The organism is Pseudomonas sp. XS1P51, assembly GCF_054897845.1.
In genome coordinates, this window is record NZ_CM142707.1 from 3911019 (window position 1) to 3930316 (window position 19298).

19 protein-coding genes and 2 tRNA genes are annotated in these 19298 nt (G+C 58.5%); 15 read left to right on the top strand and 6 right to left on the bottom strand.

Translation table 11 applies throughout. From position 1 onward, the window contains the following. Positions 1-87: 87 nt before the first annotated feature. Genes murI through hemA form a run of 5 tightly spaced genes read right to left on the bottom strand, consistent with a single transcriptional unit; the run spans position 88 to position 4820 of the window. Complete coding sequence (gene murI / locus ACYZUD_RS18155; RefSeq protein ID WP_462019535.1) at positions 88-879, bottom strand: glutamate racemase; 792 nt, start codon at positions 877-879, stop codon at positions 88-90. Then, complete coding sequence (locus tag ACYZUD_RS18160) at positions 872-1627, bottom strand: molybdopterin-synthase adenylyltransferase MoeB (RefSeq protein WP_462019536.1); 756 nt, start codon at positions 1625-1627, stop codon at positions 872-874. The genes murI and ACYZUD_RS18160 overlap by 8 nt, the downstream gene beginning before the upstream one ends. Beyond that, positions 1621-2451 (bottom strand): peptide chain release factor N(5)-glutamine methyltransferase, encoded by an 831-nt coding sequence (gene prmC, locus ACYZUD_RS18165; RefSeq protein WP_462019537.1) that lies wholly within the window; start codon positions 2449-2451, stop codon positions 1621-1623. Before prmC ends, ACYZUD_RS18160 begins: the two co-directional genes overlap by 7 nt. Continuing rightward, a complete protein-coding gene (prfA, locus tag ACYZUD_RS18170) occupies positions 2452-3534 on the bottom strand; it encodes a peptide chain release factor 1 (protein WP_462019538.1) in 1083 nt (360 codons plus the stop codon). Next, on the bottom strand, positions 3531-4820 hold the full coding sequence (gene hemA / locus ACYZUD_RS18175; protein ID WP_462019539.1) for a glutamyl-tRNA reductase: 1290 nt from the start codon (positions 4818-4820) through the stop codon (positions 3531-3533). The genes prfA and hemA overlap by 4 nt, the downstream gene beginning before the upstream one ends. Before the next feature lie 323 nt (positions 4821-5143). On the opposite strand from hemA, the gene ACYZUD_RS18180 reads away from it, so the two are divergent. The 8 genes from ACYZUD_RS18180 to ychF all read left to right on the top strand — a co-directional run bounded on the left by ACYZUD_RS18180 (position 5144) and on the right by ychF (position 12067). After that, entirely contained in the window at positions 5144-6868 is a 1725-nt protein-coding gene (locus ACYZUD_RS18180) for a tetratricopeptide repeat protein (RefSeq protein ID WP_462019540.1), read from the top strand. Positions 6869-6872: 4 nt separating this feature from the next. Further along, entirely contained in the window at positions 6873-7490 is a 618-nt protein-coding gene (gene lolB / locus ACYZUD_RS18185; RefSeq protein ID WP_462019541.1) for a lipoprotein insertase outer membrane protein LolB, read from the top strand. Between the two features lie 2 nt (positions 7491-7492). Continuing rightward, positions 7493-8344, top strand: coding sequence for a 4-(cytidine 5'-diphospho)-2-C-methyl-D-erythritol kinase (ispE, locus tag ACYZUD_RS18190; protein WP_462025065.1), 852 nt, complete (start codon positions 7493-7495; stop codon positions 8342-8344). A gap of 37 nt (positions 8345-8381) precedes the next feature. Then, positions 8382-8456 (top strand) — tRNA-Gln (locus ACYZUD_RS18195). Positions 8457-8502: 46 nt separating this feature from the next. Then, on the top strand, positions 8503-9444 hold the full coding sequence (locus ACYZUD_RS18200) for a ribose-phosphate pyrophosphokinase (protein WP_003208392.1): 942 nt from the start codon (positions 8503-8505) through the stop codon (positions 9442-9444). Between the two features lie 141 nt (positions 9445-9585). Beyond that, entirely contained in the window at positions 9586-10188 is a 603-nt protein-coding gene (locus ACYZUD_RS18205) for a 50S ribosomal protein L25/general stress protein Ctc (protein WP_462025066.1), read from the top strand. A 170-nt stretch (positions 10189-10358) separates the two neighbouring features. After that, entirely contained in the window at positions 10359-10943 is a 585-nt protein-coding gene (pth, locus tag ACYZUD_RS18210) for an aminoacyl-tRNA hydrolase (protein WP_462019542.1), read from the top strand. A gap of 23 nt (positions 10944-10966) precedes the next feature. Continuing rightward, on the top strand, positions 10967-12067 hold the full coding sequence (ychF, locus tag ACYZUD_RS18215) for a redox-regulated ATPase YchF (protein ID WP_008011955.1): 1101 nt from the start codon (positions 10967-10969) through the stop codon (positions 12065-12067). 187 nt (positions 12068-12254) lie between these two features. Here ychF and ACYZUD_RS18220 read toward each other — a convergent pair whose 3' ends face one another. Continuing rightward, entirely contained in the window at positions 12255-13472 is a 1218-nt protein-coding gene (locus ACYZUD_RS18220) for an MFS transporter (RefSeq protein WP_462019543.1), read from the bottom strand. A gap of 845 nt (positions 13473-14317) precedes the next feature. Between ACYZUD_RS18220 and ACYZUD_RS18225 the strand changes: the two genes are divergently transcribed. The 7 genes from ACYZUD_RS18225 to ACYZUD_RS18255 all read left to right on the top strand — a co-directional run bounded on the left by ACYZUD_RS18225 (position 14318) and on the right by ACYZUD_RS18255 (position 19295). After that, entirely contained in the window at positions 14318-15853 is a 1536-nt protein-coding gene (locus tag ACYZUD_RS18225; protein WP_462025067.1) for a methyl-accepting chemotaxis protein, read from the top strand. Positions 15854-15969: 116 nt separating this feature from the next. Beyond that, a tRNA-Met gene (locus ACYZUD_RS18230) sits at positions 15970-16046 on the top strand. Positions 16047-16215: 169 nt separating this feature from the next. Continuing rightward, complete coding sequence (locus tag ACYZUD_RS18235; protein WP_462019544.1) at positions 16216-17448, top strand: tyrosine-type recombinase/integrase; 1233 nt, start codon at positions 16216-16218, stop codon at positions 17446-17448. A gap of 165 nt (positions 17449-17613) precedes the next feature. Next, positions 17614-17916 carry a hypothetical protein gene (locus ACYZUD_RS18240; protein ID WP_462019545.1) on the top strand — a complete coding sequence of 101 codons (303 nt, stop codon included), beginning with the start codon at positions 17614-17616 and terminating at the stop codon, positions 17914-17916. After that, positions 17892-18506, top strand: coding sequence for a DUF6387 family protein (locus ACYZUD_RS18245; RefSeq protein ID WP_462019546.1), 615 nt, complete (start codon positions 17892-17894; stop codon positions 18504-18506). The genes ACYZUD_RS18240 and ACYZUD_RS18245 overlap by 25 nt, the downstream gene beginning before the upstream one ends. 161 nt (positions 18507-18667) lie before the next feature. Then, a complete protein-coding gene (locus ACYZUD_RS18250; RefSeq protein ID WP_462019547.1) occupies positions 18668-18934 on the top strand; it encodes a helix-turn-helix transcriptional regulator in 267 nt (88 codons plus the stop codon). A 1-nt stretch (position 18935) separates the two neighbouring features. After that, positions 18936-19295: a hypothetical protein gene (locus ACYZUD_RS18255; RefSeq protein ID WP_462019548.1), complete on the top strand. Its 360-nt coding sequence runs from the start codon at positions 18936-18938 to the stop codon at positions 19293-19295. Positions 19296-19298: the final 3 nt, after the last annotated feature.

Genomic DNA, 19298 nt, shown 5'->3' on the forward strand with positions numbered 1-19298 from the left:
TTTTTGTTGCCCAACAGTCACTAAAACTATAGAAGTCGACGCTTAATCAGAAGTTCACCCCAATTACTCGTTTGCCCCAAGATTTACTTACCCGTCGAAGCTTCGCACAACGCCAGACGTATTCCACAGTATCGGCAAGATATTTCTGAACTGGTCCGGATCGGCACTCGTCCAGAATTGCGCCTCACGAGCAGGTCCTTCAGCGAGCAATTCACGCTCGGCCAATAGACGTTGAAGTTGCCGTGCCACCGCAGCGCCGGTGTCGATCAGGCTGATGTCATCCGGGATCATCTGCTTAAGCATAGGCTTTAGAAAGGGATAATGCGTGCAACCGAGAATTATCGTGTCGCACCCGGCGCCCAACAGCGGCGCGACATAGCCGGCAAGCAACTGGCGCAAGACCGGACTGTGCAGATCGCCGTTTTCAATCAGCTCCACGAGGCCGGGGCACGGTTGAGTGATTACCCGTACATCAGTGGCGAAGCGGTCGAGTAACGCGGCGAACTTGGCGCTCTGCAAGGTGCCGGTGGTGGCCAGTACACCGACCACGCCGCTGCGGGTCGCGGCGGCGGCCGGCTTGACTGCGGGCTCCATGCCGACAATAGGCCACTCAGGATAATCGCGGCGCAAATCCGCAACACCGGCGACAGTCGCCGTGTTGCAGGCCAGCACCAGGGCCTTGGCGCCCTGCTGCTGAAAAAAACCGGCCATCACACTGCAACGCTGACGGATGAATTCCGGGGTTTTCTCACCGTAGGGAATATTCCCGCAATCGGCGACGTACAGCAGTGATTCATTGGGCAGCAACCGCTGGATCTCGGCCAGCACCGAAAGCCCGCCGACACCGGAGTCGAACACGCCAATCGGCGCTTCACGCATGTTTCGGCCCACAGACGCTGCAGCCCGGATCACGCTTGACCCGCAATTCACGAAAGCGCGAGCCCAAGGCATCGATCAACAACAGACGCCCCACCAGCGGCTCGCCAAAACCCACCAGCAGTTTCATGGCTTCCAGCGCCTGGAGGCTGCCGACCAGCCCAACCAAAGGCCCTATGACGCCGGCTTCGCTGCACGTCAGTTCGGCTTCGCTGCCATGCCCGTATAAACAGTGGTAGCAAGGGCTTTCCGGGCGGCGCGGGTCGAACACCGACAGCTGCCCTTCGAGGCGAATCGCCGCGCCACTGACCAAAGGCTTGCCGGCGGCCACGCAAGCGGCGTTGACCGCTTCGCGGGTGGAAAAATTGTCGGAACAGTCGAGGACCAGATCCACGGCAGCGACCGCAGCGGCCAGGGAATCTTCGTCCAGCGCCGCACGATGGGCAATCAGTTGGATCTCGGGGTTGATCGCGTTCAGACGACGGATCGCCGAGTCGACCTTGGTCACGCCGACGCTGTCGGTGTCATGAATGATCTGGCGTTGCAGGTTGGTCAGGTCGACGGTGTCGAAGTCCGCCAGATGCAGTTCACCGACGCCTGCGGCGGCGAGGTAAAGCGCAACCGGTGAGCCGAGACCGCCAAGGCCGACGATCAACACGCGGCTTTCTTTCAGTCGCAACTGACCGTCGATGTCGACGTGTTGCAACAGAATCTGCCGACTGTAGCGCAACAATTCCTGATCATTCAGCACGGCAGGCGCCCCAGGCTGATACGTTGGTGACCGCCCAGATCGGTGCGGCTGTGGACTTCTTCAAAGCCGCGGGTCAGCAGCAAATCGCGCACCGCTTCGGCTTGATCGTAACCGTGTTCGAGCATCAACCAGCCGCCCGCTTCGAGGTAATCCGGCGCCTGGGCAACAATCAAACGCAAATCGTCGAGCCCATCGATGCCGGCCACCAAGGCACTGGCGGGCTCGAAGCGGACGTCGCCTTCCACCAGATGCGGATCGGCCGATGCGATGTAAGGCGGGTTGCTGATGATCAGCTGAAAATGCTGACCTTCCAGGGCGCTGAACCAATGACTGCTCAGCACGGTGGCGTTGTTCAGGTGCAGGCGCTGACGATTGCGCTCGGCCAGGGCCACGGCTTCGAGCACGCGATCCACGGCGGTGACCTTCCAGGCCGGACGTTCGCTGGCCAAGGCCAGGGCGATGGCGCCGCTGCCGGTGCCAAGGTCGAGAACCCTGGCCGGTGTGGCTGGCAGGAGTTCAAGCGCGGCTTCCACCAGCAGCTCGGTGTCCGGGCGCGGGATCAACGTGTGCGGCGCCACTTCCAGATCGAGCTTCCAGAAACCTTGCTGGCCAAGGATGTACGCCACCGGCTCACCACCACGGCGACGCTGCAAATACTCGGCAAATTTCAGTGCGGCTTCGCTCGGGACGATGCGCTCCGGCCAGGTGTGCAGAAAACTGCGGGACTTGCCCAACGCAGCCGCCAGCAGCAGTTCGGCATCCAGGCGCGCCGAGGGCGAGTCGGGTAAATCAGCGGCGCGCAACAAGCTGGCAATGATCGTCATTTAGTCACCTATCGCTGCCAATTGGTCGGCCTGGTACTCGGCCAGCAACGGTTCGATCACGGCATCGACGCCACCGGCGAGGATTTCATCGAGGGAATACAGCGTCAGGTTGACCCGGTGGTCGGTGACCCGGCCCTGGGCAAAGTTGTAGGTGCGGATCCGCTCGGAGCGATCGCCCGAACCCACCAGCAATTTACGCTCACTGGCGATGGCATTGGCGGCGGCGCTGGTCTGCTGGTCGTTGAGTTTGGCCGACAACCAGGACATCGCCCGGGCGCGGTTCTTGTGCTGGGAACGTTCTTCCTGGCACTCGACGACGATACCGGACGGCAAGTGGGTGATGCGGATCGCCGAGTCCGTCTTGTTGACGTGCTGACCACCGGCCCCGGAGGATTTGTAGGTGTCGATGCGCAAATCCGACGGGTTGATCTCGATGGCTTCCTGCTCGTCCGGCTCGGGCAACACCGCCACGGTGCAAGCCGAGGTGTGAATGCGCCCCTGGGATTCGGTGGCTGGCACACGCTGTACGCGATGGGCACCGGACTCGAATTTCAGCTTGCCGTAGACGCTGTCGCCTTCAACCCGGGCGATGACTTCTTTATAGCCGCCGTGTTCACCGATGTTCTCCGACAGGATCTCCACCCGCCAGCCACGCCGTTCGGCGTAACGCGAATACATGCGGAACAGGTCGCCGGAGAAAATCGCCGCCTCGTCACCGCCGGTACCGGCGCGGATTTCGAGGAACACATTGCGCCCGTCGTTCGGGTCCTTGGGCAGCAGCATGCGTTGCAGGTCAGCTTCGAGCTCGATCAGTCGCTCCTTGGCTTCGCGGACTTCTTCCACGGCCATTTCACGCATGTCCGGGTCGCTGTCCTTGAGCAATGCCTGGGCACCGTCGAGGTCGCCCTGGGTTTTAAGCAGCTGTTTATAGGTGTCGACAATCGGCTCGACTTCCGCGTATTCCTTGGAATAGGTGCGGAATTTGTTCTGATCGGAAATGACTTCGCCGTCGCCAAGCAAGGCGGTCAATTCCTCGAAACGGTCCTGGAGGATGTCCAGCTTATTGAGCAGTGACGCTTTCATTGCGGTTTTTTATCCGAAAAGCTATCCGATGAGCCCTCACCGAGGGCAAAGAGTTCCTGGGCCATGGCCAGTGCATCGAGGCGACCTTCGGCAGAGAGCTTTTTCAACTGCACGCTCGGTGCGTGCAAAAGTTTGTTGGTCAGGCCGCGCGCCAGTTGCACCAGCACGTCTTCGGCGCTGCTACCGTTGGCCAGCATGCGCTGGGCCTTCAGCAATTCTTCGTCGCGCATGCGCTCGCTTTGTTGACGATAGGCCTTGAGCACATCCACCGCCGCCAGCTCGCGCAGGCGGATCATGAAATCTTCCGCGCCGACCGAGACCATCTCTTCCGCTGCTTGCGCAGCGCCCTGACGGCTCTTGAGGTTTTCGGCGACCACTTCGTGCAGATCGTCGACGCTATACAGGTAAACGTCGTCCAACTCGCCGACTTCCGGCTCGATATCCCGTGGTACGGCGATATCCACCATGAAAATCGGCTTGTGCTTGCGCAGCTTCAAGGCGCTTTCCACGGCGCCCTTGCCCAGAATCGGCAGCTGGCTGGCGGTGGAGCTGATGACGATGTCGCTGCGCACCAGTTCGGCCGGGATGTCCGAGAGCAACACCGCATGAGCACCGAACTGCTCGGCCAGAATGCTCGCGCGTTCCAGGGTACGGTTGGCCACGACGATGCGCTTGACCCCCAGCTCATGCAGGTGACGGGCGACCAGGGTAATGGTCTCGCCGGCGCCGATCAGCAAGGCCTGACTGCGTTGCAGGTCGCTGAAAATCTGTTTCGCCAGGCTGACCGCGGCAAACGCCACGGACACCGGGTTTTCACCGATGGCGGTGTCGGTGCGCACCTGCTTGGCGGCGTTGAACGTCGCCTGAAACAAACGCCCGAGCAGCGGACCGATGGTGCCGGCCTCACGGGCCACGGCGTAGGCCGATTTCATCTGGCCGAGAATCTGCGGTTCGCCCAACACCAGCGAGTCGAGCCCGGAGGCCACCCGCATCATGTGACGAACTGCCGCATCATCTTCGTGCACATAAGCGCTCGCACGCAGCTCTTCGAGGCTCAAATGGTGATAATCGGCCAGCCAGCGCAACACGATGTCAGCCGAAAGGTGATCCTGTTCTATATAGAGTTCACTGCGATTGCAGGTGGAGAGGATCGCAGCTTCGCGGCTGTCGGTGAGTCGGCAGAGCTGCTGCAAGGCCTCCACCAGCTGCTCAGGGGTAAAGGCCACGCGCTCGCGGACGTCTACTGAAGCAGTCTTGTGGTTAATACCGAGTGCAAGGAAGGCCATTCAAGGTCGCTGATGGTGACGTGAAGCCGGCAATTGTCCTACTTCGACAGAGCCAGAACAACTACTCGATATCTATCACCCCTGTAGACACCCTCACGGGCTGCGAGCGGTTCTTATTTACACAGTCACCGGGCTTTGTAGGAGCTGCCGAAGGCTGCGATCTTTTGGCAGCTCAAGGGGCACCGAAGGACAAGATCAAAAGATCGCAGCCTTCGGCAGCTCCTACGGGGAATGCGTGCGCGGGTAAATTGCCAGGCCGGTTATGTTTGGCCGAAGGCTTGTGTCATGATGATCCGACCGCAGGTTAGTCGTCCTCTTCCTATATGAATAGATCTTCCGCGTTGCTCCTCGCTTTTGTCTTCCTCAGCGGCTGCCAGACTTTGGCTCCCGTTTCGTCGGACGGTACGCCGCCGGTCGAAGACAGCACTCCGGCCCCTGAAAAGCCCAAGGTTTACAGTTCATTCAGCGAAGAAACCGTCTTCAGCCTGTTGAGCGCCGAACTGGCTGGCCAGCGCAATCGTTTCGACATTGCCCTGGACAACTATGTGACCCAGGCCATCAACACTCAGGATCCGGGCATCTCGGAGCGGGCATTCCGCATCGCCGAGTACCTGGGCGCCGATCAGGCCGCGCTGGATACCGCGCTGATCTGGGCGAAAAACGCCCCGGACGACCTCGAGGCGCAACGGGCCGCGGCCGTGCAACTGGCTCGCGCCGGGCGTTATGACGACTCCATGGTCTATATGGAAAAAGTCCTGCAAGGCAAGGGCGACACCCATTTCGACTTCCTCGCCCTGTCCGCCGCCGATACCGACCAGGAAACGCGCAACGGGTTGACGAAAAGTTTTGACCGGTTGTTGCAGCGTCATCCGAACAATAGCCAGCTGATTTTCGGAAAGGCCTTGCTGATGCAACAGGACGGTGACGTCAAGGGTGCACTGACCCTGCTGGAAGACAATCCGCCGGACGACGGTGAAATAGCGCCGATTCTGCTGCGCGCGCGCCTGCTGCAAACGCTCAATCGTGGCGATGAAGCTTTGCCGCTGCTGCAAAAAAGCATCAAGAAGTACCCGGATGACAAACGCCTACGCCTGACCTACGCACGCATGCTGGTCGAACAGGACCGCATGGACGATGCCAAAGTCGAGTTCTCGAGCCTGGTCCAGCAGTATCCGGAAGACGACGATCTGCGTTACTCCCTGGCGCTGGTGTGCCTGGAAGCCAAGGCATGGGACGAGGCCAAGGGCTACCTGGAAGACCTGATCGCCCGGGAAAGCCACGTCGATTCGGCGCACCTGAACCTCGGCCGTATCGCTGAAGAGCGCAACGATCCCCAAGGCGCATTGGTCGAGTACGGACTGGTCGGCCCGGGTAACGATTACCTGCCGGCGCAATTGCGTCAGGCCGATATCCTGATGAACAACGGCAAGACCGCCGAAGCCCAAAGCCGTCTGGCGGCCGAGCGCGAAGAGCAGCCCGATTACGCGATCCAGCTGTATCTGATCGAAGCCGAAACCCTGTCCGCCAACAAACAGGGCGACAAGGCCTGGAATGTTTTGCAGAAAGCCTTGCAGCAATACCCGGACGATCTGAACCTGCTGTACACCCGCGCCATGCAGGCAGAAAAACGTAATGACCTGGCGCAGATGGAAAAAGACCTGCGACTGATCATCAAGCGCGACCCGGATAATGCGATGGCGTTGAACGCCCTCGGCTACACCCTGTCCGACCGCACGACGCGTTACGTTGAAGCCAAGGCCCTGATCGAACAGGCACACCAGATCAATCCGGAAGACCCGGCGGTACTCGACAGTCTTGGCTGGGTGCATTTCCGCCTGGGCAATCTCGATGAGGCCGAACGTTACTTGCGCCAGGCCCTGGAGCGCTTCCCCGACCAGGAAGTCGCTGCTCACCTGGGTGAAGTCCTGTGGGCCAACGGCAAGCAACGGGAAGCCAAACAAATCTGGGGCAAGTTCCTCAAGGAGCAGCCCGACAGCCCAATTCTGCGCGGCACCATCAAGCGCCTGACCGGATCAGAGACTCTTTAAGATTATGTTTTTGCGCCACCTCATCGTATTCAGCTTCATCGCCCTGCTCGCCGGTTGCGCAGGCTTCGGCGCCCGCGAATCGGTCCAGGGCCAAGGTGACCCGGCCCAATGGCGCGAGCACAAACAGCAATTGACCGGCCTCGACGGCTGGCAGATCAACGGCAAAATCGGCATCCGCGCACCCAAAGACTCGGGCAGTGGCACCTTGTTCTGGCTGCAGCGACAGGAGTACTACGACATTCGCCTCTCCGGCCCCCTGGGTCGCGGTGCAGCACGCCTGACCGGTCGCCCCGGCAAGGTCTCGCTGGAAGTTGCCAACCAGGGTCGCTATGAAGCGCCGACCCCGGAAGCCCTGCTTGAAGAACAGCTTGGCTGGAAATTGCCGGTGTCCCATCTGGCCTGGTGGGTCCGCGGGCTCCCCGCACCGGACAGCAAAAGCCGCCTGACCCTGGATGCCGACAGCCGCCTGGCCAATCTGGATCAGGATGGTTGGCAGGTCGAATACCTCAGCTATGCCGAGCAAAACGGCTTTTGGCTGCCCGACCGGATCAAGCTGCACGGCACCGACCTTGACGTCACGCTGGTGATCAAGGAATGGCTACCTCGCAAACTGGGGCAATGAACATGACGGCCCCGCGCTTGACGCTGCCCTCCCCGGCCAAACTCAATTTGATGCTGCACATCCTCGGTCGCCGTGAAGACGGTTACCACGAGCTGCAGACGATTTTTCAGTTTCTCGATTACGGCGATGAAATCACCTTCGCCGTGCGTGACGATGGTGTGATTCAACTGCACACCGAATTCGACGGCGTTCCTCACGACAGCAATCTGATTGTTCGAGCCGCGAAAAAACTTCAGGAGCAATCCGGTTGTTCGCTCGGCATCGACATCTGGATCGAAAAAATCCTGCCCATGGGCGGTGGAATCGGTGGCGGCAGTTCGAATGCCGCAACGACATTGCTCGGCCTGAATCATCTCTGGCAACTGGGCTGGGATGAGGATCGACTGGCCGCTCTGGGCTTGACGCTGGGCGCCGACGTCCCGGTTTTCGTGCGTGGCCACGCGGCTTTCGCCGAAGGCGTCGGGGAGAAACTCACCCCTGTAGACCCCGAAGAACCGTGGTATCTCGTGCTTGTGCCGCAAGTATCTGTAAGTACAGCAGAAATTTTTTCAGATCCACTGTTGACACGTAACTCTCCTCCCATTAAAGTGCGCCCCGTTCCCAAGGGAAACAGTCGAAATGACTGCTTACCGGTGGTAGCAAGGCGTTATCCAGATGTACGTAACGCATTGAATTTGTTAGGTAAATTTACCGAAGCAAAACTCACCGGAACTGGAAGTTGTGTGTTTGGGGGCTTCCCAAGCAAAGCTGAAGCTGATAAAGTCTCGGCCCTTCTGACAGAGACCCTTACAGGGTTTGTAGCAAAAGGAAGCAACGTTTCGATGTTGCATCGCAAGCTGCAAAGTCTGCTCTAAAAGGAATCGAGTACTGGGTACTCGTTGCAACAGATACAGGGGCGTCGCCAAGCGGTAAGGCAGCAGGTTTTGATCCTGCCATGCGTTGGTTCGAATCCAGCCGCCCCTGCCATTTTCCTATACTCATCCAGGTTACCCTCAGCCTCTAGGTACTGCGCGTGTCCAAGATGATGGTCTTTACGGGGAACGCTAACCCCGATCTGGCTCGACGTGTCGTACGTCAGCTGCATATCCCTCTCGGTGACATCTCTGTCGGTAAGTTTTCCGACGGCGAAATTACAGCCGAGATCAATGAAAACGTCCGCGGTAAAGATGTCTTCATTATTCAGCCGACTTGCGCTCCGACCAACGATAACCTGATGGAACTGGTAGTGATGGCTGATGCCTTCCGCCGCTCCTCGGCTACTCGTATCACTGCTGTAATTCCTTACTTTGGTTATGCCCGTCAGGATCGCCGTCCGCGTTCCGCACGTGTGGCTATCAGCGCGAAAGTCGTTGCTGACATGCTTACCGTAGTCGGCATCGACCGTGTTCTCACGGTTGATCTGCATGCTGACCAGATCCAGGGTTTCTTCGATATTCCGGTAGATAACATCTACGGCTCCCCGGTACTGGTGGATGACATTGAAGATCAGCGCTTCGAAAACCTGATGATCGTGTCCCCGGACATTGGTGGCGTCGTGCGTGCACGTGCTGTTGCCAAATCCCTGGGCGTGGATCTCGGGATCATCGACAAACGCCGTGAGAAAGCCAATCACTCTGAAGTGATGCATATCATCGGTGATGTCGAAGGGCGTACCTGCATTCTGGTCGATGACATGGTCGATACCGCCGGCACTCTGTGCCACGCGGCCAAGGCCCTGAAAGAGCATGGCGCTGCCAAGGTTTTCGCCTACTGCACACACCCTGTGCTGTCCGGTCGGGCGATCGAAAACATTGAAAATTCCATGCTGGACGAACTGGTGGTGACTAACACCATCCCGTTGTCCGCTGCTGCTCAAGCCTGCTCGCGTATCCGTCAACTGGATATCGCGCCGGTAGTTGCCGAAGCGGTCCGCCGCATCAGCAATGAAGAATCGATCAGCGCGATGTTCCGTTAAGGGCCCTGCCCTTCTCGAATATCTCGTTGACGAAAAGCGCCCCGCCCCGGCATTCCTGTCGGGGCGGGGCTTTTTTGCCCATATCGCCTTTAGCGCTGGTCGCAAACGCTGGGGCGAATGTGGTTATTTTGGAGATACAACATGAACGATTTTACTCTGAATGCTGAAGTGCGTTCCGACCTGGGGAAAGGTGCGAGCCGCCGCCTGCGTCGTCTCGCAAGCCTGGTACCTGCTGTAGTTTACGGTGGCGAAAAAGCCCCTGAATCCATCAGCATGCTGGCTAAAGAAGTTGCCAAACTGCTCGAAAACGAAGCGGCTTACAGCCACATCATCGAGCTGAACGTTGGCGGCACCAAGCAAAACGTAATCATCAAGGCTCTGCAGCGTCACCCGGCCAAAGGCCACGTGATGCACGCTGACTTCGTACGCGTTGTAGCTGGCCAGAAACTGACCGCTATCGTGCCTGTACACTTTGTTGGCGAAGCTGCTCCGATCAAGAAAGGCGGCGAAATTTCGCACGTTGTTTCGGAAATCGAAGTTTCCTGCCTGCCGAAAGACCTGCCTGAATTCATCGAAGTTGACCTGGCTGATGCCGAAGTCGGCTCGATCATTCACCTGTCCGACCTCAAAGCCCCTAAAGGCGTTGAGTTTGTTGCTCTGGCTCACGGTAACGACCTGGCTGTTGCCAACGTTCACGCTCCACGTGTTGCTCCAGAAGCTACTGAAGAAGGCGCTGCAGAGTAATTCACTCTGTGATGCCGGAGTGATCAAGTAACATCGCGGACTGGAACGTAGCGAGAAAGCGGGCGAGAACGCGGAGTTTACATAATGGTAAATGAGCACTTGTCGTCCACTTTCGCCGCACACACTGATTGCGGCGATGTTATCCACCACTCCAAGGAAGGGTCCCTATCGTGACTGCCATCAAACTGATCGTTGGCCTGGGAAATCCAGGCGCTGAATACGAACAGACCCGGCATAACGCAGGGGCCCTTTTTGTTGAGCGCATCGCGAACGCACAGGGTGTCAACCTTGTGGCCGATCGCAAATATTTCGGCCTGACCGGGCGCTATTCGCATCAGGGTCAGGATGTTCGCCTGCTGATTCCCACCACGTACATGAACCGCAGCGGCCAGGCCGTAGCGGCGCTTGCCGGCTTCTTTCGCATCAAGCCGGAAGAGATACTCGTGGCGCACGACGAACTCGACCTGCCACCCGGCGTTGCCAAGCTCAAACAGGGCGGCGGCCATGGCGGTCACAACGGGTTGCGCGACATCATCGCGCAACTGGGCAATCAGAATACCTTTCACCGCTTGCGGCTTGGCATTGGCCACCCGGGCGTTGCCAGTATGGTTTCAAACTTCGTCCTGAGTCGTGCGCCACGCGCCGAACAGGAAAAACTCGATGCCAGCATCGACTTTGCCCTCGGCGTGCTGCCGGATATCCTCGCCGGTGAATGGAACCGCGCGATGAAAAACCTGCACAGCCAGAAGGCCTGACTCTACTCCTCGGGGAAAACACCATGGGATTCAATTGCGGCATCGTCGGCCTGCCTAACGTCGGCAAGTCCACCCTGTTCAACGCCCTGACCAAATCCGGGATCGCGGCCGAGAACTTCCCCTTCTGCACCATCGAGCCGAACACCGGTATCGTGCCGATGCCGGATCCGCGCCTGGAAGCCCTGGCGGCCATCGTCAATCCAAAGCGCATCCTGCCGACCACCATGGAATTCGTCGACATCGCGGGCCTCGTTGCCGGTGCCTCGAAAGGTGAAGGCCTGGGCAACAAGTTCCTCGCCAACATCCGTGAAACCGATGCTATCGCTCACGTGGTCCGCTGCTTCGAAGACGAGAACGTGATTCACGTCTCCAACAGCGTCGACCCGAAACGCGACATCGAAATCATCGACCTGGAACTGATCTTCGCCGACCTCGACAGCTGCGAGAAGCAACTGCAGAAAGTTGCCCGCAACGCCAAGGGTGGCGACAAGGACGCCGTTGTCCAGAAGGGCCTGCTGGAGCAGTTGATCGCTCACTTCACCCTCGGTAAGCCAGCGCGCACCCTGATGAAGAACATGGGTGCCGATGACAAAGCAGTGATCCGTGGCTTCCACCTGCTGACCACCAAGCCGGTCATGTACATCGCCAACGTCGCTGAAGACGGTTTCGAGAACAACCCGCTGCTGGACATCGTCAAAGCCATCGCCGAAGAAGAAGGCGCCATGGTGGTTCCGGTCTGCAACAAGATCGAAGCCGAAATCGCCGAGCTGGAAGACGGCGAAGAGAAAGACATGTTCCTCGAAGCCCTGGGCCTCGAAGAGCCTGGCCTGAACCGCGTGATCCGCGCTGGCTATGAGATGCTGCACCTGCAGACCTACTTCACCGCCGGTGTCGAAGAAGTCCGCGCCTGGACCGTCCGCGTCGGTGCCACCGCACCACAAGCCGCTGGCGTGATCCACACCGACTTCGAAAAAGGCTTCATCCGCGCCGAAGTCATCGCCTATGACGACTTCATCCAGTACAAGGGCGAAGCCGGCACCAAAGAAGCCGGTAAATGGCGTCTGGAAGGCAAGGACTACATCGTTAAAGACGGCGACGTGATGCACTTCCGTTTCAACGTGTAAAACACCTGCCCAAGAAAAAGCCGCGTTTAGACGCGGCTTTTTTGTGCCCGAAACATTCACCCGCCACACCACCGAACCAATGTGGAAGCGAGCCTGCTCGCGAATACAGACCAACATTCAACGAAGATGTTGGCTGATATACCGCCTACGCGAGCAGGCTCGCTCCCACAAAGGGAATTGCGTGGGCTCAGGCTTTTTTGGTTCTTGGCAGGAAGATCGCCAGCACACCCAACAACGGCAGGAACGAACACAGGAAGTACACGTACTCGATGCCGTGAATGTCCGCCAAGTGCCCGAGCAACGCCGCACCAATCCCGCCGAAACCGAACATCAATCCGAAGAACACCCCGGCGATCATCCCGACATTACCCGGCACCAGTTCCTGGGCATACACCACGATGGCTGAGAACGCCGACGCCAGGATGAAGCCGATCACCACACTGAGAATGCTGGTCCAGAACAGGTCGACGTGAGGCAGGATCAAGGTGAACGGCGCAACGCCGAGGATCGAGAACCAGATCACCGCCTTACGCCCGATCTTGTCGCCGATCGGCCCGCCGAAGAAGGTCCCCGCCGCTACCGCGCCGAGAAACAGGAACAGGTGCAGCTGCGAACTGGCCACCGACAGATTGAACTTCTCGATCAGGTAAAAGGTGAAGTAGCTGGTGAAACTGGCCATGTAGAAGTACTTGGAAAACACCAGCAACCCAAGCACCACCAGCGCACTGATCACCCGGCGTTTCGACAGGCCGTGCGTCGCTGCCTGACCTTGCTTGAGCTTGAACAGGTTCAAGTGATTGGCGTACCAGCGGCTGATCCGGTAGAGCACGAACAGCGCAAACACCGCGAACAATCCGAACCAGGCCACATGGCCCTGGCCGAAAGGAATGATGATCGCCGCCGCCAACAAAGGACCGAAAGCCGAGCCTGCATTGCCACCCACCTGAAAGGTCGATTGCGCCAGGCCGAAACGTCCACCCGAAGCCAGTCGCGCGACGCGAGAGGCTTCCGGGTGAAAGGTCGATGAACCGATACCGATCAACCCCGCCGCCAGCAGAATCATCGGGAAGCTACCGACCACCGACATCATCAGAATGCCGATCAGCGTGCACACCGTCCCGGCCGGCAACAGCCAGGGTTTGGGATGTCGATCAGTGTGGTAACCGACCCACGGCTGCAGCAGCGAGGCCGTCAGCTGGAAAGTCAGGGTGATCAAGCCAACCTGAGTAAACGTCAGGCCGTAATTGGCCTTGAGCATCGGATAAATCGACGGCAGCACCGACTGAATCAAGTCGTTGATCAAATGCGCCAACGCCACGGCGCCGATGATGCGCATGACCAAAGGGCTGCTTTGTGAAGTCGCGGATGCCAGCGAAGCGCCGGTCTGGACATTGCTGATAGCCATGAGAATTTCCGTACAGCAGATGGGTGCACACAGGCAAGTGCGTCAATGTGCCATTTTTCAGTGCAGCAGCGCCATCCCCTTAGCCTGCTAACGACTTCAAAAATTAACGTAATGGCGCAACGCCATGGTCTGAATCTTGCCTTCCTAATCCCCTTCAACGCGGCCCCTTACAAAGGGGACCGAGAATGGGAAGTTTCGCTACAGAGTCGGCCTACAGAGCTGACAAGGGTGAACTTTCGAGGCCTTTAAAAAGGGCACAAGTCGTGGTCGCAATGGCCTCGACGCACGCCAATGGGGCGTGGTGTCCAGAGGAGTCATGGGGCATGCAGGCTTTTTTATCACCGGGGATCGGGTTGCTGGGGCGTTTCGGCTTCGCACGCAAATTTCAGCTGTTGTTTTTGCTGTTTATCCTGCCGCTGGCAGGCAGCCTGTTGATGATCGGCCAGGACTATCGCGACAAACTGAACCTGATCTCCGGCGAGCGTGCCGGGGTCCGTCAATTGCTCGCCCTGGATGCTCTGGATAACGTGCTCGCCGCCCAACGTGACCGCGCTGCCCGTTGGCGCGCCACGGAAACCAATCGTCAGCCAACGCCTGCCACGCTCGCGGCGATGGCGGCATTTGATGCGGTTCAGCCGGCCGTTGCCCAAGCCACCTCGGACCTCGGCAACGCGCTGCAAACCGAAGGCGCCGAAGGTGAAACCCTCGCCCGCTATCAAGCCTTGCAAACCGCCCTCAATGGCCTCGACTCGAAAAGCCTGAGCAGCGTTGGCTGGTGGCCGGACGGTTACGATCGCTTCACCAACGCCTTGAGCGCCCTGCAAGCCTTGCGCGAACAGATCGCCATGGACAATCGCCTGACGCTTGCGCCGTGGCTGGAAACCTACCTGCTGACCCAGATTTCCACGCAGCATGCACCGGACCTGATCGAACGCGTCGGCCGTCTGGCCAGCGTCGGCCAGGCCTCAGTGGTGTCCGGGCAGTTCACCCTGCAAAGCCGTCTGCAACTGCGCGACCTGCGTAGCCGCATCGGCGACGCCCGGGAGCAACTCGTAAAAACCGCGAGCCTCCTGGAAGCGCGTTTACCCAGCGTCTTGCAAGCCTGGGCCGGGCAATATCACGACAGCCTCAAGCACCTCGACGCCGAGCTGAAAGTCCTCGATGACGGTGTGTTCGGCGGCAGCATCAAACTCAAGCCTGAGGAGTTCGAACGCAGTCTGGACACCCTGCTGACCGACCTCGCTTCGTTGCGCCAGCAGTCCTTGGTGTCGCTGGATCAGCGTCTGGATTACTACCATGGTTCGGCGATTCGCCAGTTCATCCTGGTGGCGACGATCTTTGGTTGCCTGCTTCTGGCCGCGTTGTACCTGTTCATCTGCTTGCAGGCCTCGATCCGTCGCAGCGCCAGCGGTATCACGCTGCTGGCCGAAGCGTTGCGCGACGGCAATTTGAGCTTGCAAGTACCGGTGGAGGGCCGCGACGAACTGGCGGCGATCAGCACCGCCCTCAACGTGGCGGTGGTGCAGCTGCGCAACAGCCTGCTGGGGGTCGATCATGAAACCTTGCAACTGAGCAATGCGGTGCGCACGCTCAATCACCATTCCAGCGGCGCGCTTGGGGAAGTCGAAGCCCAGCAATTGCAGATCAGCCAGATCGCTGCGGCGGCCACGCAATTGGCCGCCACCTCGCAAGGGGTCGCCCAGAGTTGCGAACAGGCCTCCGGCAGCGCTCAACACACCCAGCGCATCGCCGCCGACAGCAGCCGTGACAGCCAACGCACGACCGCCAGCATTCAGCAGCTCAATCAACGCCTGAACGACACCGCTGCGGCACTCGGCCGGGTGAGTGAACAAGGGCAGCAGATTCAATTGGTGGTCGACACCATTCGCGGCGTCGCCGAGCAGACCAACCTGCTGGCACTCAACGCCGCCATCGAGGCCGCCCGCGCCGGCGAACAAGGTCGCGGCTTTGCGGTGGTGGCCGACGAAGTGCGCAGCCTGTCGCAACGTACCCAGTCCTCTACCGCGCAGATCGCCGGCACTGTCGACAGCCTGCGCAACACGGTAAACGAAGCGGTGAGCCTGATGGAAGCCGCCTGCGGCCAGGCACAATCCGACGCGCAAGCGGTCACTGGTCTCGGTGAGCGCCTGGGGGAAATCGCCAGTGCGGTGCAGAGCGTCACCGATACCCTGGCGCAGATCGCCACAGCGGTTGACGAGCAAGCGACTACCGCCGATGAAGTCAGCGGCAACATCCAGCAAGTCGATCAGGCGGCAGTACGCTTGCTCGAAGGTGCGCGGGCGGTGAACCTGGCAGCAGACACGCTGAGCCAGGGCAGCAAGGCCTTAAGCGCGAATACCGGGAGATTTCAGCTCAGTTGACGCCCTCACCTGAGCCGTTTTTTCGGCTCAGGTGGATAAGCGGTTGAAAGCGTAGAGAAATATTTTAGATTTGCGCTTGACACATCATCATTACGAGCCAATAATGCGCGCCACTTGGCTACATAGCTCAGTTGGTTAGAGCATAGCATTCATAATGCTGGGGTCCGGGGTTCAAGTCCCTGTGTAGCCACCAAGTACCTGTTTAGAGATGTCTCCATGAGTCTCTAAGCAACATCAAGAAGCCCGCCTAGTGCGGGCTTTCTTGTTTCTGGCTATCTCTCCCTGTATCCCCCTATATCTTCCCTTCGTGTATCCCGCTGTGTATCCTCGACAAATAATTGAACCGAAGGGATACAAGCCAAATGAAGCGTTCAGAGATAAAGCGCCGTCCCCTCTCCGACACCGCATTGGCCGGGCTAGAGCCTGACGCCAAGGAGTATCGCGAGCTCGACGGGAACAGCCTTTATTTCCGCGTGAAAACTGACGGTCAGAAGTCCTGGCAGCTTCGCTACAAGAAGCCCGACGGAAAATGGTCATGGCTTGGGCTGGGCGGTTATCCCGATGTGAGCGGATCGGTGGCTAGGCAGAAAGCTGCCGAGTTGCGCGCCGACGCCGCTGACGGCAAGAACCCGATCGTCACAAAGCAGGCTCGCAAGAAAGCGGAAAGGAACATTGCCGGCGAGACATTCGAGCCGCTGGCGCGGGAATGGTACACCTCACGACTCACCAATTGGGACACAGGCACGGCGAAGCGAATCATGGGCGCCTTCGAGCGTCATGTTTTCCCAGTGTTCGGTAAGCGCCCCTATGCAGAGATCACCCCGCTCGAATGGATGGAGTTTCTTCGGGGCATGGAACAGCAGGGTATCCTCGAGCAGATGAGCCGTGTTCGCTCGTACTGCCGAGACGTCTACGACCTGGCAAGAGTAACCGGCCGCGCAACTCACAACCCGCTTGAAGGCCTTCAAAAATACCTCCAGTCAGGAAAGGCAGAGAACTACGCCCACGTGTCGGCGGATGAACTGCCGAGCCTGATCCGCGCTATCGCAGCTTACCCCCACGCCCACGACGTGCGCCTCGGTCTGCGCTTGCTGAGCCTGTTCGCTGTGCGCCCCAGTGAGTTGCGCGAGGCAAAGTGGTCTGAGTTCGACTTTGCCAAGAAGGTTTGGACAATCCCCGTCGAGCGAAAAGGCCGGAAAAAAGGACTTGAGCACCTGGTGCCGCTTTCGACTCAAGCGATCGAAGCTCTGGAAGAACTACGCCAATACACAGGCAGCTATCCACTTCTGTTCCCAGGCCGCAGTGATCACACCAAGCCGCGCAGTGACACCGTGTTTCTGATGGCGCTCCGCAGGATGGGATATGAAGGTCGGCAGACCGGACATGGCTTTCGACACATCGCGTCAACGGTGCTCAACGAAAACGGATTCGACGAGAACCATGTCGAAGCCCAGCTTTCACACAAGAAGCCCGGCGTCGCTGGCGTGTACAACAAAGCCCAGTACTTGGCCCAACGCACGACCATGATGCAATGGTACGCCGACCATCTGGACACCCTAGCTCGGGGCAATGTCGTGTCGATCAAGAGGGCCTGACGCGGGCCTTCCTTTGTGCGCATAGACAGATATAGACTGAATGCTATTACTGGTTAAATAACCAGTCCAAAAAACAGAAAGTTCGGCTAACCAAATTAGTAAATAGCGGGCGACTCTCCCGCATGGAAAGCTGATTTATTCCAGGAAGCCCGCCCGGGGGACAGTATGGCCAGAGCCGAAATTCCAGAATGGTTTGATCTCAGAGATTATCAAACATCTCTATCGCATGATCAGTGGGGCGTGAGCATAGAAATGCGCGCGCTGTTTATAAAGACGAAGCCATTTTTAGGAAAGGACCAGCAGGAAAGTTATTTTAGAACCTTTGCCGGCCGCATCCCTGGCGATTTTGGATTGATCGAGCGCCACACTGATCCATTTCCAGTGAGATCGATGATTGCTGCCGATCTGGCAGTAATCTCTGCGTCTTGGTCAGTGGACGACTCTTGGCAGGCACTTGCTCTGTCGTAGGTAAGGATGCCCCAGCGGAGCTGTTAGAGGAGGTAGTCAGTATTTACGAAAGTGGAAGCTCGCTAAAAAAAGAAGCGTTGGAAAAGGTTGGCTGGCTTGCTCCAGAGTTCTGCCACGGCGTCCCAATTACGGTTGACCTCGATAGCGACGACGAAACACTCAAGCTTGCTTTTAGCGTTTGGCTCGCAGGAGTCAGAAGCGATATGAATGAGCGATTCAAAAAGCCCATAAGCGACGACGATTTTCAAAAATGGCACAAGTACAGAATTCTAGCGGCCTTTGATCTGTACCAATGGGCAGAAATCAAAGGCGTACGCTTCACGAATAACCAGATAGCGAATGCACTGTTTCCACCCAACTCGATCACCTTTGAGGACAGAGACGTCGATATGGGGGAGCGGATTAGGAAAGTAGTCAAACCGCTAATGGAGCAGAGCATTACGTCAGAGACGGTTCGCCTAATTGGTGCCACTACCAGGCTTGAAAGATACCTGGGCCAGGTGGTGGAAAAAGACAAGGCGGAACGGAGGGCTGCCGAAGCGGAATCAAAACTAGAAAAAACCCTTCCGGAGTCGCCCGCCCCCTCCTGAGTTCCGGATTAAAATCCCGGCACCAAGGTGCCGGAAAGGCTTTCGCCGATAGCTCATCCGGAACGAAAACCAAGCTTGTCCATGACTTCTGTTGCTGGGCGTAACCCCTTTAAATCTGAACCCGAGGACACACCAGTCTCTATCACTCGGGATACAGAACTATGCACTCGACCCAAGCTCATATACAGCCAGCCGCTGCGACCATTCACCAATTCGACCCCGCCACGGTCATCATCCGCATCAGCGAACTATCGGCCATCACTGGCTACGCCCGCCCTACCATCTACAAACGCCTGAAAGACGATCCGACCTTTCCACGCCCCGTGCCACTGAGCGATAGCAAATCGCGTGGGGCGCCTGTTGGCTGGGTTTTGGCTGAAGCTCAAGAATGGGTGCGCCAGCGCATTGCGCTGCGCGAGGTGGCCTGAAATGAAAAAGAGCCAGCCCCTTAACCAGCAGACCGACCCCTCGCCCGCCGATATTACCACCAGCACAGGGAAAGCGCCGACGAAGATCAGTCGCGTCCTGGCCTTTATGCTTCAGGATCACAGCCTCAACCGCTTCGAGGCCGAGCGCCTGGGCGACCACTGTCTCCACTCGACCATCAGCAGGCTTTCCAATGCCTACGGGCTGAACTTCAACCGCCAGCCCGAGCGTGTGCCTAACCACTGGGGCCAGCCTTGCATGGTGACTCGCTACAGCCTGCCAGCCAGTGAGCGTAAGCGCGCCCGCAACGTCCTGAAGATGCTTTGCAACGCCGCTGACGTTAAGCGTGAGGTGGCGGCATGAACG

What these genes read in the sequence shown, in the direction of transcription:
- ACYZUD_RS18205 (WP_462025066.1), top strand. Translation starts at nt 9,586, where the DNA reads ATGAACGATTTTACTCTGAATGCTGAAGTGCGTTCCGACCTGGGGAAA.
- murI (WP_462019535.1), bottom strand. Translation starts at nt 879, where the DNA reads ATGCGTGAAGCGCCGATTGGCGTGTTCGACTCCGGTGTCGGCGGGCTT.
- ACYZUD_RS18225 (WP_462025067.1), top strand. Translation starts at nt 14,318, where the DNA reads ATGGACAATCGCCTGACGCTTGCGCCGTGGCTGGAAACCTACCTGCTG.
- ACYZUD_RS18180 (WP_462019540.1), top strand. Translation starts at nt 5,144, where the DNA reads ATGAATAGATCTTCCGCGTTGCTCCTCGCTTTTGTCTTCCTCAGCGGC.
- hemA (WP_462019539.1), bottom strand. Translation starts at nt 4,820, where the DNA reads ATGGCCTTCCTTGCACTCGGTATTAACCACAAGACTGCTTCAGTAGAC.
- ACYZUD_RS18255 (WP_462019548.1), top strand. Translation starts at nt 18,936, where the DNA reads ATGAAAAAGAGCCAGCCCCTTAACCAGCAGACCGACCCCTCGCCCGCC.
- ACYZUD_RS18240 (WP_462019545.1), top strand. Translation starts at nt 17,614, where the DNA reads ATGGCCAGAGCCGAAATTCCAGAATGGTTTGATCTCAGAGATTATCAA.
- ACYZUD_RS18235 (WP_462019544.1), top strand. Translation starts at nt 16,216, where the DNA reads ATGAAGCGTTCAGAGATAAAGCGCCGTCCCCTCTCCGACACCGCATTG.
- prmC (WP_462019537.1), bottom strand. Translation starts at nt 2,451, where the DNA reads ATGACGATCATTGCCAGCTTGTTGCGCGCCGCTGATTTACCCGACTCG.
- ACYZUD_RS18220 (WP_462019543.1), bottom strand. Translation starts at nt 13,472, where the DNA reads ATGGCTATCAGCAATGTCCAGACCGGCGCTTCGCTGGCATCCGCGACT.
- lolB (WP_462019541.1), top strand. Translation starts at nt 6,873, where the DNA reads ATGTTTTTGCGCCACCTCATCGTATTCAGCTTCATCGCCCTGCTCGCC.
- prfA (WP_462019538.1), bottom strand. Translation starts at nt 3,534, where the DNA reads ATGAAAGCGTCACTGCTCAATAAGCTGGACATCCTCCAGGACCGTTTC.
- ispE (WP_462025065.1), top strand. Translation starts at nt 7,493, where the DNA reads ATGACGGCCCCGCGCTTGACGCTGCCCTCCCCGGCCAAACTCAATTTG.
- ychF (WP_008011955.1), top strand. Translation starts at nt 10,967, where the DNA reads ATGGGATTCAATTGCGGCATCGTCGGCCTGCCTAACGTCGGCAAGTCC.
- ACYZUD_RS18250 (WP_462019547.1), top strand. Translation starts at nt 18,668, where the DNA reads ATGCACTCGACCCAAGCTCATATACAGCCAGCCGCTGCGACCATTCAC.